Consider the following 14050-nt stretch of genomic DNA (forward strand, 5'->3'; position numbering starts at 1 on the left):
CGAGGGAGAGCGCTCAGTCGAGATCCTCACCGGGACTGATCAGTCCGGCCTCGTAGGAGAAGACCACCGCCTGCACCCGGTCCCGCAGGCCCAGCTTGGCCAGCACGTTGCTGACATGAGTCTTGACGGTGTGGTCGCTCACCGTCAGCCGGGCGGCGATCTCGGCGTTGGAGAGCCCACGAGCGACCAGGCACAGGATCTCCCGCTCCCGCCCGGTCAGCTCGTCCAGCCGGGCCGGCGGGCGGATCGCGCCCTGGGGCCGTCGCAGCAGGTCGGCGATCACCCGCCGGGTCACCGTCGGGGCGAGCAGCGCCTCGCCCTTGGCGATGACCCGTACCGCTTCGACCAGCTCGGCCCGGCGCATGGTCTTGAGCAGGAAACCGTTCGCGCCGGCCCGCAGCGCGTCGTGCACGTGCTCGTCGACGTCGAACGTGGTGAGGATGAGCACCCGCGCGTCGGTGGTGGCGCAGATCCGGCGGGTGGCCTCGATGCCGTCGATCGGGCCCTCCATCCGGATGTCCATGACCACCACGTCCGGCTTCTTCTCGGCCACCACCCGCAGGGCCTCCAAGCCGTCCGCCGCCTCGCCCACCACGGTCAGGTCCGGCTCCGCGTCGAGGATCATGGCGAAGCCACCTCGGACCAGATCCTGGTCGTCGACGACCACGATGCGCACCATGGGGCGCCACCCCTCGATTCGTAGCAGCTCATTCAGTGGGCAGGACGGCGCGCACAGTGAAGCCGCCGCCGTCGGGACCCGCTCCGACGCACAGCTCACCACCGCAGGCGGTGACCCGCTCCCGCATGCCCATCATTCCGTATCCGCCGCCGACATCCACCGCACCGATGCCGTCGTCGGTGACCGTGACCCGGATTTCGAGCGGGTTGAACTCGATCAGCACGTCCACCATCGACGCCCGCGCGTGCCGGATGGTGTTCGTCAGCGCCTCCTGCACCACGCGGAAGACAGTGGCGTCCACATCGGCGGGCAGGGGCCGCTGCTGGCCGCGCCAGCGCAGTGCCGCCTCCAGGCCGCCGCGGCGCGCCTCGCCGAGCAGTCGCGGTACGTCACCCACCCCCGGGACCGGAGCCGGCGGCTCCTCGCCCTCCGCCGAGCGCAGCGCGGCCAGCGATCGCCGGAGCTGGGCGATGGCGGACCGGCCGCTCTCGGCGATCACCTCGAAGGTCTTCTCGGCCCGGGCCGGGTCGGTGCGGGCCACCACCGGCCCGGCCTCCGCCTGGACCACCATGATCGCGACGGTGTGCGCCACGATGTCGTGCACCTCGCGGGCGATTCGGTTGCGGTCGCGCGCGGCGGCGGCGGCCCGTTCCTCCTCCTGGCGGGCAGCGCGTTCCTCGAGCACCGCGATCCGGTCGCCGCGGCCGCGGGAGGCGATCCCCATGCTGTACGCCGCCACGTACGCCATCCCGACGTACCCGAAGGTGGCGGCGTTCTCGCCCGGGACCACGAGTGAGACGACCACCCCCACGGCCTGCACCCCGATCGCGACCTGCCGCCAGGGGGACGGGCTCAGCGACGCGAACGTGTACGTCGCGACGAGCGGCCCGAACGGCAGCGGCGGCATCTGGTGTGAGAGCCCGAGGACGCTGATCGCCAGGCCCACAGTCACCGTGGTGAGCAGCGGGGCCCGCCGGCGCCAGATCAGCGGTAGCGACGCGCCGGCGGCCACCAGGATGTGCCAGACCTTGCCGTCCTCGGAGAACGTCACCGGCAGGGCGGTGCCGACGAACACGGCCACCGCGATCAGCCCGTCCAGCCAGAGCGTGGCGTTTCGGGGCAGCCGCGCGGGTCGTGCCCGCGTCCGGACGGCGGCCGGAAGAGGCATGGACAACGGCACGATCGGCTCCTCAACGCGCGACGGTCCCCAGTATGCGGCCCCGGCGGCCGTCCGGGGCGTACGCGCGCGCTCGGACCGCCGTCGATGTCCTGTTCAGGACATCGAGGTGGAGACCGGGACGAGCGGGTCGGTTGAATCGAGTTCTGTCGCAGAGAGAAGGAGGCACCACGTGGGCGCAGTCCGCGTCGCCATAGCCGGGGTCGGCAACTGTGCCGCGTCGCTGGTGCAAGGCGTCGAGTACTACCGGGACGCGAGGACGACCGACACCGTTCCCGGCCTCATGCACGTCGCCTTCGGCGACTACCACGTCGGCGACATCGAGTTCGTCGCGGCTTTCGACGTGGACGCGAAGAAGGTGGGCCGGGACCTGTCCGAGGCCATCGTCGCGAGTGGCAACAACACCATCAAGATCTGCGACGTGCCCCCGTCCGGGGTCGTCGTGCGGCGTGGCCCGACACTCGACGGTCTCGGCGAGTACTACCGGGAGATGATCGAGGAGTCCGACGAGCAGGCCGTCGACGTGGTTCGCGCACTGCGCGACTCCGGCGCCGACGTCCTCGTGTCGTACCTGCCGGTGGGCTCGGAGGAGGCCGACCGGTTCTACGCCCGCTGCGCGCTGGAGGCGGGCGTGGGGTTCGTCAACGCGCTGCCGGTGTTCATCGCCTCGGACCCGGTGTGGGCGGCCCGGTTCACCGAGGCCGGCGTGCCGATCATCGGCGACGACATCAAGTCGCAGGTGGGCGCCACCATCACCCACCGGGTGCTGGCGAAGCTCTTCGAGGACCGCGGGGTCCGGCTGGAGCGCACCTACCAGCTGAACTTCGGCGGCAACATGGACTTCATGAACATGCTGGAGCGTCGCCGGCTGGCGTCGAAGAAGCTGTCCAAGACCCGCGCCGTCACCTCGCAGGTGCCCCACGAGATGGCCGCCGGCGACGTGCACATCGGCCCCAGCGACTACGTGCCGTTCCTGGAGGACCGCAAGTACGCCCTGGTCCGCCTGGAGGGGCGGGCGTTCGGCGACGTGCCGCTGCAACTGGAGTACAAGCTCGAACTCTGGGACTCGCCCAACTCGGCCGGCGTGATCATCGACGCGGTCCGGGCGACCCGGATCGCCATGGACCGGGGGATCGGCGGACCCATCCTCTCCGCTTCCTCGTACTTCATGAAGTCGCCGCCCGAGCAGTACGACGACGCCGCCGCCCGGGACGCCGTCGAGCGCTTCATCCGCGGCGAGGTCGAACGCTGACCGACGGGTGACGGGGGAGCCGGAGTCCGGCTCCCCCGTCGTCGTTCGTCACGGTCCCCGCCTCAGATCGCCCTGGAACTCGTGGTGGTGGCAGACCGCGGGATCCGCTCCGGCCAGCGCCACGGCACCGCGGAAGGCGCCGTGGTCGGGCAGGTCCCGCAGGAAGTAGGCGCCGGGCAGCCGGCCGGACGGATCACGGATCACCGCACCGCTCGCCGCGCCGGGGACCGGCAGCCGCAGCCCGAGCGCCAGGCGCGCACCGGCGGCCTTGACGCACGCCTCCTTCCGGGTCCACAACCGCAGGTAAGCGGCGTAGGCGCCGGCACCGGCGGCCGCCACCAGCGCGGCCTCCGCGGGGGTGAAGAAGCGCGCGGCCATCCGCTGCGGATCCAGCCCGGGCCGGGGGTGGTCCAGGTCCACGCCGACCTCCCGGCCGGCGAGCGCGATCACCGCCCGTTCCCCGGCGTGCGCGAGGCTGAAATGCAGCGAACCGCCCGGCAGGTACGGCCGCCCGAGCGGCTCGCGGCGCAGCGGCAGCGCGGTGGGCCGCAGGTCAAGCCGCCCGGCGAGGATCCCGTTCAGGGCGGCGTGCGCCACGACGAAGCGACGGCGCCCGTCCGGATCGCCGATGTCCGCGGCGCGCCGCAGTTCGGCCGCGCCGAGCCAGCGGGCGGCGTCGACGTCGCGGTCCAGGTGGACGGTCCAGACGTCGACGCCGCCCGGCTCAGTCACGGTCGAGTTTGCCCTGGACGAGGCCCTGGAAGGTGTTGAGTCGCTGGATGTTGCCGGTGCCTTCCATGAATTCGACGCCCCGGGCGTCGCGGATCAGCTTGTCCAGCATCGGCTGCGTGAGCCGTGCGCCGGGGCCGAAGTACTCCAGCGCCTCCAGCGTCACCTCCTCGGCCAGCCGGGCCGCCCGGGCCTTCGCCGCCGAGGCCAGGTGTCCGTTGGCGGGCTGGGCGTCCACGATCGAGGCGGCCTGCCAGATGAGCTGCCGTACGCCGTCGATCCGCCGGCCGGTCCGTTCCCAGCGCAGCCGCTCGGCCTTGGACAGCGAACCGCGCTGCTCGATGACGTAGTCGTGCGCGGACCGGGCGATGCCCAGCGCGATCGCCGCCACGCCCGGCCGGAGACGGTTGAACATCTGCACGCCGCTCCACACGCCGCGCCGGGTGGGGCTGAGGTGGCGGCCGAGCACCCGGTCCTCCGGGACCGGCACGCCGTCCAGGGTGATCGCGCTGAGCTGGGCGCCGCGCAGGCCGATCGTCGGGATCGGCTCGGCCTTGAAGCCGGGCGCGCCGGTCTCGACGAGCACCGCGGTGGCGCCGAGCGGACCGGGCCGGTCGCGGGCGAAGACGACGCCGACCTGGGCCCGGGCGCCGTTGCCGATGTAGCGCTTGGCGCCTCGCAGCAGCAGGCCGCCCTCGCCGTCGGGGTCCAGTCTCGTGCCCATCGCCCCCGCGTCCGAGCCGTGGTCGGGCTCGGTCAGCGCGAAGAAGGTCCACGTCGGCGCGGCCAGCAGCCGGCCGTAGAACCATTCCTTCTGATCCCGGTCGGCGAGCAGGTCGACGAGCACCCCGGACAGCGAGGCACCGGGGGACGCGAGCATCATGCCGGCGTCCCCGGCGGCGATCTCCTCGGCGAACACCACCCGTTCCATCGCCGTCATGCCGTCGAACCGGTACCCGCCGATGAGCGTCCGGTCCGGCAGCCACGGCGCCGGGATGAGCATGGTGGACAGGTGCCGTACGGCCGGGTTGTCCAGGCACCGGTACACGGTGTCCGGGTCACGGTCCAGCTCCAGGGCCGTCGAGCGCAGGTCGCGCGCCCAGTCCCGGGCGTGCGCCCGGGCGGCGGTGAGCCGGTCGTCCAGTTCGATCACGGCGTCCACTCCTGTCCACCGATCCAGGCATCGGCCAGCAACTCCGACGCGTCGACCACAGCGCCCGGCCCGTCCGCGGTGAACCCGCTGGCTCCGAGCAGGCGCAGCAGCATCCGGTCGGCAACGGTGATCTGCCGGTGCAGCCAGGCCAGGGATCCGGCCGGGGGCGGCGTACCGGTGAGCCGGACCTTGATCTCGATCTGCTCGGTGACGGCGTCCGCCAGCGCACCCTTGATCATCTGTTGCAGCAGCAGCGGGGTGTCGCCGACGCGGCGGTCACCGAGGTGGGCGACTGTGACATCGAGCAGGGCCTCGGAGAGTCCGAGCCGGAGCCCGGCCAGCGCGGCCATCCAGTCCGGCCAGGGTGCCGGCGCGCCGACCGGGCCGGGTGCGCCCCGGTAGCGGACGGCCGCCAGCCGGCCGTCCGGTGTCTCGACAGTGCCGAGCCGCTCCACGGCGGCCGGGTCCAGGGCGGCGACGGTGTCCCCGGTCCAGACCCGGCCGGCGTCGTGCAGCGCCGGCTCGGGCAGCACGCAGCACCCGGTCGGGCCGCACGGCAGGGCCCGGTCCGCCAGCGCGGCGTGCATCGCGGTGAGCGTGGCGGTGAGCCCGCCGGTCCGGGCGCTGCGGCGGGCCTCCTCGGCGATCACGACCGCACCTCCGGGCCCGAGCCGGCGAAGACCGCCACGCACAGGGTGCCCGAGATCGGGTCGTGGTCCGCCACCGCGATCGGCCCGGCGGTGCCCGCCCGTTGCCGGGCAAGCTCGGCCCAGACACCCGCAGCACCCGACCCCGGCGCCGGAACGGCCTGATCGCCGCCGGTCAGGCCGGGACCGGTGATCAGGACGGCGTCCGCCGGCACCAGCTCGTCGAGCAGCGTCCCGGCTGCCGCCGGTGACACGTCCGGTCGCTGGTGCACTGATGTCCCGTCCGTGCCGGCCGGTTCGAGCAGCACCGCCACCCCGACGTCGTGGCCGGGAACCGGATACCGGGGCCCGACCACCTCGTACGGGATCGTCGTCTGTTCCAGGATCAGCAGCAACGCCCGGCAGCCGGGGAAGTCGCCGGAGTAGGTCCCGAGCAGCCGCAGGGCGGTGAACGCCGCCGCCGGTCCCTGGTCGGACACCGCGAAGGCGAGCGGATCGCCCTGCACCAGCTCGTTGAGGTAGCAGGCGGTGACCCGGCGCGGGTCGCCGTCCGGGGTGGAGTGCGCGATGGCGATCAGATCCACCGGCGCCGCGAGGTCGAGATCGCGCACCAGGCGGTCCGCCATCCCGGTGAACGAGTTCCGGGCGGCCGCCGCGTGCCGGTCCCGGTCGAAGCGACGACCGTACAGCTCGGTCATGTCCGACAGGTACTCCTCGAGCAACGGATCGCCCCGGTACGGCTCCGGATCGGGGTCGAACCGGCGGGCGATCACCTGAGTCGGCCGGAGCCGGCCGGTACGGACCGACGGGGCCGGGGCGATGGACAGGAACATCGGCGTCAGGCCAGGCCCTGCTCGATGACGTAGTCGGCGAGCGTGCCGACCGACTCGAAGTGGTGCTGCTCCAGCGTGTCCGAGTCGATCACCACGTTCAGCCGGTCCTCGATGTGCATGAGCAGTTCGAGGACGTTCGTCGAGTCCAGCCCGAGCTCGTCCATCAGCCGGGTCTGCTCGGTCACCTGGACCGAGTCGCGGTTCAGCACCGCGACGACGGCGTCGATCATGTGGTCGACGACCGCGGCGCGGTCGACGGTGGCTTCCGAAGCCATGGTCATGGCGGGCCTCCTGTGTGCCGGTCGGGATGGGTTGTCAGTCGAGGATCTGCGGGCCGAGCAGGTCTTCGACGGTGTCGCGGCGGCGGACCAGGCGGGCCCGGCCGCCGTCCACCAGCACCTCGGCCGGGTGGCCGTGGCTGAGGAAGAGCACCGGTGAGGCGCTCGGGCCGTACGCGCCGGAGCGCAGCACGCCGACCAGGTCGCCCGGCCGCAGCTCGGGCAGTTCCACGTTGCGGCCGACGGTGTCGTTCGGCGTGCACAGCGGGCCGGTGACGTTCCACGGGCCGGCGTCCGTGCCGGCCCGGTTGAGCAGCCGCATCGGGAAGTTGCGCTTGACGTAGGAGCCGATGCCGACGGCCGCCATGTGGTGGTTCGTGCCGCCGTCGGTGACCGCGAAGCGCTCCCCCATCGAACTCTTCACGTACCGCACCCGGGTGACGTAGGTGCCGCAGGGCGCGGTCAGGTACCGGCCGAGTTCCAGCAGGAGCCGGGCCCCGGGGTGCGCGGCGTGGAACGCCTCGACCACCGGGTTGAGCAGGCCGGCGACCGCGGCCGGGTCGAGGTCCGGCTCGCCGGGGAAGTAGGCCACCCCGAGGCCACCGCCCACGTCGACGGCCTCCAGGACGAAGTCCAGCCGCTCGGCGAGCCGCTCGGCCAGGTCGATGATCCGGCGGGCGTTCTCGGCGACCACCCCGGGATCGAGGATGCGGGTGCCCAGGTAGGCGTGCACGCCGATGACGCGCACCCCGGGATGGTTCTTGACCAGGTCGGCCTCGTCGAAGAGCTGCTGCTCGTCGATCCCGAACTGGCGCGGTTTGCCGCCCATCGTGAGGCCGGAGCCCTTGACCGCGAAGCTCGGGTTGACCCGAAGCATCACCGGTGCGATGACGCCCCGCTCCCGGGCCAGCTCGTCGATCGTCGCCAGTTCCCCGAACGACTCGCAGACCAGCGCGAAGACGCCCTCGGACAGGCACGCCTCGAGTTCGCCGCGGCTCTTGCCGGGGCCGAGGAAGATGATGTCGCGCGGGACCACCCCGGCGGCGAGCGCGGTACGCAGCTCCACCATCGACGACACCTCCGCCCGGGCGCCCTGCGCGCCGAGCAGCGCGCAGACGGCCATGTTCGGGTTGGCCTTCAGCGAGTAGAAGATCTCCATCGCCGGATGCAGCCGCTCACGCAGCCCCAGGTACTGCCCGCGCAGGCTGTCCCCGTCGTACACGTAGAGGGGCGTGCCGAACCGCTCGGCCAGTTCGGACATGGCCACGCCCTGGATCGTCACTTCTCCGGTCACCGTCGTGTTCCTTCCGCCACGGCCGCCAGGCGGCCCGCGATCTCGGCGTCCATCGCCGTCAGCTCGTCCGCCGTCGGCGCGGTCAGCAGGCCGTACAGCCGGCCGTCCGCAGCTCCCCCGCCCTCCCGTACCAGGGCGTTCACCGTCGAGAAGTTCTGCACCACCATCCCGGCCGCACCGGCGGCGCTCAGCAGCCACGGCCCCAGCCCGTCGCGGACCTCACCGAAGCGCAGCGGCCGCGCCAGGCGCAGCGGGTACTGCCGGGCCAGCGCGTACCAGCCCGCCGGCACCAGGTGCTCCTGGAGGCCGACCTGGTAGGTCGACATGTTGTGCCGTGCGTTGATCTCCACGACCGGGTAGACGCCGCCCTCCGGGTCGAGCATCGCGTCCACCCCGACCACGCCGTGGTAGCCGTCGCGGGCCAGCCGGGCGCCGAGCACCGCGGCGCTGTGCGTCACGACCGCGACCTGCCGCGCGGTCAGCCCGGCCGGCATCCGGTGACCCTTGTGTACGCCGTTGGCGGTGACCGCCTCCTTGACGAAGTCGAAGTGCACCCCGCCGTCGCGGAACACGGTGAACTGGTAGTTGAGGTCGACGGTCTTGGCGACCCACTCCTCCACCAGCAGCGCCAGCCGCCGATCGCCGGAACGGTCGGCCCGGCGGCGCAGCGTCCGGTGGATCTGGTCCAGGCGCGCCGCGTCCCGGATCAGCAGCAGGCCCTTGCCGGACACCCCGTACGAGTCCTTGAGCACCACCGGCCGCCCCGCAGCGAGCAGCGCGCGGGCGTGTTCGACCGCCTCGTCCAGCTCCTCGACGGTCTCGCAGATCCAGCCCGCGGACTGACGCAGCCCCAGCTCGGTGGCGATCCGCCGGCTGTAGATCTTCCCGTTGACGGCCTTGCAGACGGCCGCCGGCGCCCCGGCCAGCGCGACACCGGTCAGCGCGGCGAGCGCCTCCTCGTCGGCGGAGACCCCGTGCGGGACGATCGCGGCCGCCCCCGCCAGGGCGGACAACCGGGCCAGCAGGGCCGGACTGTCCAGCGCGTCCTGGGTCACCGTGCGGTGCGGATCCTGGCGGTCGGTGGTCAGCACATGCGGCAGGGCCGTCCCGAGCGTCTCCAGATGGGCCAGGTGCTCCGGGTCCGGCCGGTCCTTGAGCACCACGTAGTCGTCCGGGCCGGCCAGCAGCAGGGCGAACTCGTCCATCCGGTTCACCATCGCGTCGCCCGCGGTCAGCGCGACGCGCGGCAGACCCGGCTCGTCACCGCCCCACCGCTGCTCGACCTCGAAGTTGCCGAGGAACACCAGAGGGGTCCGGTCGGTGCCCAGCAACGCCGTCCGCAGCCGTCTGACGAAGGGTTCCCGTGTCGTCGTCATAGCGTCCTATCAGTGCTCGAACACCGCGGCGGCGAAGGTCGACCCCAGCCCGACCGCGGCCATCAGGTAGCGGTCGCCGGGCCGAAGCCGGCCCAGCTCACGGGCCGCGACGTAGTTGAGGAAGGAATCGGCGCAGAAGCAGTGGCCGGTGACCGGCATGTTGTCCAGGAACAGGCGCTCCACCGGGATCCCGACCTTGCGCGCCACCCGCACCCAGGACACCCGGTTCACGTTGTGCGGCAACACCACGTCGAGGTCGGCGACGGTGATCCCGGCGCGCGCCACCGCCGCGAGGATCACCTCGGCGAGCGCGTCCGGATAGCGTTGCTGGAACTCCAGGGACATCGCCGCGGTCAGGGACAGCCCGGCGTTGAACTCGCCGTGCGTGGCCGAGGCGTACGACAGCAGCCGGTCGCGCCGGCCCGTGCCGACCAGGACGGCGGCGCAGCCCTCCCCCATCAGCGCCGTGCCCGGGATCATCCGGGCCGACGGGGTGAACGCCTTCTCACCGACGAAGACCAGGGCCAGCGCGCCGGACTCGCCGTCCTCGGCGAGCAGCCGGCCGGCCATCTCGACGGCCAGCAGCCCGGAGGCGCAGGCGTGCTGGGTGACCGCGAAGGCCCGCGCGTGCCGCAGACCGAGGGCCCGCACCACGTCGTGCAGCGGATCCTCGGGGTACGGCGCGACCGCCTGCAGGGTCCGGGCCTGCACCACGTACCGGACCTGGGACTCACGGCCGCGCAGCTCGGACAGTTTCGCCGCGGCGTTGAGCATCAGGTCGGTGATCGTGCCCGTCGGTTCCCGCAGCACCTCGGCCAGCCCGTAGTACCGGCGGAACATCCGGACCTGGGTGTCGGTCAGCCCAAGCTCTCCGGCCAGCGAATCGATCGGCACCCGTTCCGGCGGCAGGTAGGCGGAGACCGCTTCGAGGGCGGTCACGTCCCGGCGTCCAGCGGCAGGCCGGACAGGTACTCGGTGAGCGCGTCGATGCTCGGGTGGTCCCACACGATCGTCGGTTCCAGGGGCATCCCGAGGTGGTCCTCGATCTCACCGCAGAGCGCGAGCGCGTACACCGAGTCGAGGCCCAGGTCGGCCAGGGGCGTGGCGGTGTCGATGGTGGCCGGATCCCGGTTGGTGAAGTCGGCGACGCGGTCCCGCAGCCACGGACGGAGCTGTCCGGCGGCCCGGTGGTTCGGCAAGATGGTCAATTCCGGCTCCTTGGAAGGTCGGGCAGCACGCTGTCGGACAGGTCGAAGGCCCGGCCGGCGGCGTACCGGCGGGCGAGCTCCGCGTGGATCGGGCCGGCCAGCGCGGCCGGCAGCGACCGGGACGTGCCGTCCAGCTCGTCGGCCAGCCGCAGCAGGGCCGCCGTCACCCAGGCCGGATCGGCCAGGAAGGTTCCCGGGTGGCGCTGCTCGGCCAGCCAGAGGTTCAGGCAGGTGGCTGCGGTCAGCACCGTGGTGTAGCGGGCGGTCAGGTCGAGCGCCGCCGGGTCGCCGCCGATGGCCAGGTCCGCCGGGCGGAGGCCGAGCGCGGCCGAACGCAGCCGGGCCAGCTCGGCGGTGAAGCGCCGGACCAGTCCGCGCAGCCGGTCGTCGCCGGCCGGCATCGTCTCGGCGGCGGCGAGCAGCTGGGCCGTGATCGGGTCGGCCGCCGAGGCGATCCGCAGCCGGTCGAACGGCAGGGCCGGGAGATCGGCGTCCAGGTCGTACAGGGTGGGCGGTGGCTCCTGGCCGGTCGCCCAGGAGCGCCGGGCGAGCCGGGGGAGCTGAGGGAGGACGGTAGCCAGGCAGGCGACCCGGGCCGCGTGCCCGAATCCCGCCGGCGCCAGGTCGCGCTGCAGCTTCTGGAAGATGCCGTACTCACCGGTGCGCAGGTAGCTCTGTGCACCGAGCAGCTCACCGAGCCGGGTCATGGCACGGATGGACCGGCCGGACACGACGTACTTGACGGCCGAGGCGTACGCGTTGGTGTCCTCGGGCAGCAGGTGCACGGCGCGGGCGACGGTGGTGGACAGGCAGTCGGCGATCAGCAGGTCCGTGAACGCCTCGGCCAGTGCCGTACGGACCACCGGCATGGCGCCTACCGGTCGTCCGCGCAGCCACCGGTCCTCGCCGAACCGCAGCACCGCGCGCAGGCCGGTGTCCAGCACACCCAGCGTCATCGCCGGCAGCCCGGTACGGGTCAGCTGGAACGAACGCAGCGCGACCTCCATGGCCGAGCCGAGCGGCCCGAGTGCCACGCCCGCGTCGACCGGGCACCGGTCCAGCTCGATCCCGCCGAGCTGCACCCCGCGCATCCCGCTGCTGGGGAACCGCGGCAGATACCGCAGCGCGCCCGGCGGCAGCGCGTCCTTCTCCACGAACAACTGGGTGTGGCTGCGGCCACCGGCCGCGTCCGAGGTACGACTGAAGATCACCATCGCGCTGCACCGCTGCGCGTTTGTGACCACCTCCTTGCGGCCGGTGAGCAGCAGTTCGCCCGGCCGCCCCGGGTCGGCCCGGAAGTCCACCCGGGCGAAGTCGTTGCCGTGTGCCAGCTCGTGGTAGACGGAGGCCACCCGACGGCCGGAGAGCAGCAGCTCCGCCAGCCGTCGCTGCTGGGCCTCGTCGCCGCCGGCCCACACGTTGACCGAGGCGATGAACGAGCTGGCGCCGTAACCGAGACCCAGGCAGGGGTCCCGCCGGAACACCGAGCGCATCGTCCGGACCAGCCGGTCCAGGCCGGTCATCCGGCCGCCGCGGGCGACCGGTACGAACTCGGCGTTGAGCCCGAAGTCGTCGAGCGCCAGCTCACCGTCGGCGAACATCTCCTGCCGCTCGTCGGCCGCCAGCACGGCCCGGTTCCCGAGGGGGTTCGCCGGGTCCCACGGATCGCCGAAGCGGCTCTCCAGATCCCGCATGGTGGTCATCACGCCTCCCCGGCGCCGTCGAGGTCGAGCACCGAGGGGCGACGGTCCGGGGCGAGGGACGCGTACACCCGGTCGTAGCCCTCGGGATGGTCCGGCGCGACGCCGAGGCGGTGCAGCACCCAGGTCAGCGCCGCGTCGAGCCACAGCCCGTCCGCCCACAGCGGGTCGGCGCCGGCGTGCTCGTGGTTGTGCAGCCACAGGTGCACCGCGCTCGCGCCGGCCACACACAGCTCGTACCGGTGGGCCAGGTCGTAGGCGGCGGGTTCCACGTCGTGCGGCCGTGGGCGGTACCCGGCGAGTTCGGTGTGCAGCAGCTCGGTCGCGGCCAGGAGCGCCTCGGCCCGGGCCGCCGGGCCGCCGGCCGCGCGGACGGCCGGTACCGCTGCGGACAGCCCGCGCAACGGCAGGCACCCGCGTCCGGCGGCCAGCGAGATCCGGTCCGGGTCCAGTTCGGGCACCGGCACCCGCAGGTCGGCCAGCGCCCGTAGCCGGGTCGCGTCCACCGGGTCGCCGGGCCAGCCCCGCGCCAGTTGGGGGAACTGGTTGATCAGCGCGTTGCGGTTGACCGGGGTGCTGCCGTCGAAGATCCCGACGATCCGGTGGTCCCGCTCCACCTTCTGGAAGCGTCCGTAGTCCGGGATGCCGGTCAGGAAGGCACGGGCGCCGAGCTGCTCGCCGCACCCTCCGATCAGTTCGTCGGTGAGCGTCGGCACGAAGGCCTTGAGCACCGGGGCGAGCACGCCCAGTTCCTCGGTCTCCGCCGTCGCCGCCCGGCTGACCAGGGCGGTCACCGCCTCGGCCAGGAACAGCATCGTGTGCAGCCGGCCCACCCCGCGCCGCAGGTACGGCACGTCGGCCAGCCGCCGCCCGTACAGCCGGCGGTCGGTCAGGTATCGCCGGACCAGCGCCAGCGCGTGGTCGGCGGCACCGAGCGACAACGCGGCGCAGGTGGTACGCGTCAGTTGCAGGGCGCGCAGCACCGTCTCCAGCCCGGCGCCACGCGCACCGACCAGTGCCGTCTCCGGCACCCACGCGTCGTCGAGGACGATCCCGCTGATGTCGGCACCCCGGATGCCGTGGGTCGGCTCCCCGGGCAGGCACCGGTACGAGTGCGCGGGAAGCTCCCGCTTGTCGGCGAGCAGCACTGTGAAACCGCGTGGCCCGCCGTCCGGGTCGGTCCGCGCCAGCAGGCACACCACACCTGCCCGGGTGGCGTTGTTGATCAGCCATTTCGTCCCGGTCACCCGGTACCCGCCGTCGCTCCGGACCGCCGAGACCTCGCCGCCGAGCAGGTCGCTGCCGTGGCCCGGTTCGGTGAGCGCCCAGCAGACGGGCACCCCGGCCAGGACCGTGCCGGCGAGCGCGCGCGCCTGCGCCAGGTCCGCCTCGTCGCGCGGCGACCGGGCCCAGACCGAGGCCGCGCCGAGGAACGTCTTGCCGTGTCCGATGGCCGTGGTCAGGTCCCGGCGCGCGATCACCCGCAGGACCTGGACCAGGGTGTCGAAGCCGCGCAGTTCACCGCCGTACGCCGCCGGGACGTAGTGCGCCGGCAGGCCGAGCCGGTCCAGGTGCGCGCAGATCTCCGCCGGGAACGCCTCGCTCTCGTCCGCGGCGGCGACCCGGGCGTGGTTGAACACGACGTCGGCGTCGTCCGGATCGCCCAGCCGCTCGTCGAGGTGCCGGGCCACTGCAGCGGCCAGGGGCAGGGTGGGCGCGGCCAT

Annotated in this window: 14 protein-coding genes; 1 reads left to right on the plus strand and 13 read right to left on the minus strand. The window is 73.1% G+C overall.

Annotated elements, in window-relative coordinates:
- Positions 1-13: 13 nt before the first annotated feature.
- Positions 14-679 (minus strand): response regulator transcription factor, encoded by a 666-nt coding sequence (locus tag O7546_RS27820; RefSeq protein ID WP_030504405.1) that lies wholly within the window; start codon positions 677-679, stop codon positions 14-16.
- Positions 680-707: 28 nt separating this feature from the next.
- The gene (locus tag O7546_RS27825) at positions 708-1859 is read right to left on the minus strand and encodes a histidine kinase (RefSeq protein WP_194803439.1); all 1152 of its coding nucleotides are present in this window, start codon (positions 1857-1859) and stop codon (positions 708-710) included.
- A gap of 169 nt (positions 1860-2028) precedes the next feature.
- Between O7546_RS27825 and O7546_RS27830 the strand changes: the two genes are divergently transcribed.
- Entirely contained in the window at positions 2029-3108 is a 1080-nt protein-coding gene (locus tag O7546_RS27830) for an inositol-3-phosphate synthase (RefSeq protein WP_135242443.1), read from the plus strand.
- Positions 3109-3156: 48 nt separating this feature from the next.
- Here the strand turns inward: O7546_RS27830 and O7546_RS27835 are convergent, their stop codons facing one another.
- From O7546_RS27835 to O7546_RS27885, 11 genes are read right to left on the minus strand one after another with little or no spacing between them, the layout of a single operon-like run.
- Positions 3157-3840 carry a 4'-phosphopantetheinyl transferase superfamily protein gene (locus tag O7546_RS27835; protein ID WP_194803440.1) on the minus strand — a complete coding sequence of 228 codons (684 nt, stop codon included), beginning with the start codon at positions 3838-3840 and terminating at the stop codon, positions 3157-3159.
- Positions 3833-4990, minus strand: a complete 1158-nt coding sequence (locus O7546_RS27840) for an acyl-CoA dehydrogenase family protein (protein ID WP_194803441.1) — start codon at positions 4988-4990, stop codon at positions 3833-3835. Before O7546_RS27840 ends, O7546_RS27835 begins: the two co-directional genes overlap by 8 nt.
- Entirely contained in the window at positions 4987-5640 is a 654-nt protein-coding gene (locus O7546_RS27845) for a hypothetical protein (protein ID WP_194803442.1), read from the minus strand. Before O7546_RS27845 ends, O7546_RS27840 begins: the two co-directional genes overlap by 4 nt.
- On the minus strand, positions 5637-6470 hold the full coding sequence (locus O7546_RS27850) for a hypothetical protein (protein WP_194803443.1): 834 nt from the start codon (positions 6468-6470) through the stop codon (positions 5637-5639). The genes O7546_RS27845 and O7546_RS27850 overlap by 4 nt, the downstream gene beginning before the upstream one ends.
- A gap of 5 nt (positions 6471-6475) precedes the next feature.
- A complete protein-coding gene (locus O7546_RS27855; protein ID WP_209310374.1) occupies positions 6476-6751 on the minus strand; it encodes an acyl carrier protein in 276 nt (91 codons plus the stop codon).
- A gap of 34 nt (positions 6752-6785) precedes the next feature.
- The gene (gene lysA, locus O7546_RS27860) at positions 6786-8042 is read right to left on the minus strand and encodes a diaminopimelate decarboxylase (RefSeq protein WP_194803444.1); all 1257 of its coding nucleotides are present in this window, start codon (positions 8040-8042) and stop codon (positions 6786-6788) included.
- Positions 8039-9418: an ATP-grasp domain-containing protein gene (locus O7546_RS27865; RefSeq protein ID WP_194803445.1), complete on the minus strand. Its 1380-nt coding sequence runs from the start codon at positions 9416-9418 to the stop codon at positions 8039-8041. Before O7546_RS27865 ends, lysA begins: the two co-directional genes overlap by 4 nt.
- A gap of 9 nt (positions 9419-9427) precedes the next feature.
- Positions 9428-10357 carry a 3-oxoacyl-[acyl-carrier-protein] synthase III C-terminal domain-containing protein gene (locus O7546_RS27870; RefSeq protein WP_281600216.1) on the minus strand — a complete coding sequence of 310 codons (930 nt, stop codon included), beginning with the start codon at positions 10355-10357 and terminating at the stop codon, positions 9428-9430.
- Positions 10354-10626 (minus strand): acyl carrier protein, encoded by a 273-nt coding sequence (locus O7546_RS27875; RefSeq protein WP_228533073.1) that lies wholly within the window; start codon positions 10624-10626, stop codon positions 10354-10356. Before O7546_RS27875 ends, O7546_RS27870 begins: the two co-directional genes overlap by 4 nt.
- A complete protein-coding gene (locus O7546_RS27880) occupies positions 10623-12329 on the minus strand; it encodes an acyl-CoA dehydrogenase family protein (protein ID WP_281600217.1) in 1707 nt (568 codons plus the stop codon). Before O7546_RS27880 ends, O7546_RS27875 begins: the two co-directional genes overlap by 4 nt.
- The gene (locus tag O7546_RS27885; protein WP_194803448.1) at positions 12329-14050 is read right to left on the minus strand and encodes an acyl-CoA dehydrogenase family protein; all 1722 of its coding nucleotides are present in this window, start codon (positions 14048-14050) and stop codon (positions 12329-12331) included. The genes O7546_RS27880 and O7546_RS27885 overlap by 1 nt, the downstream gene beginning before the upstream one ends.

The organism is Micromonospora sp. WMMA1976, assembly GCF_027497335.1.
In the GTDB taxonomy this organism is placed as follows: Bacteria; Actinomycetota; Actinomycetes; order Mycobacteriales; family Micromonosporaceae; genus Micromonospora; species Micromonospora aurantiaca.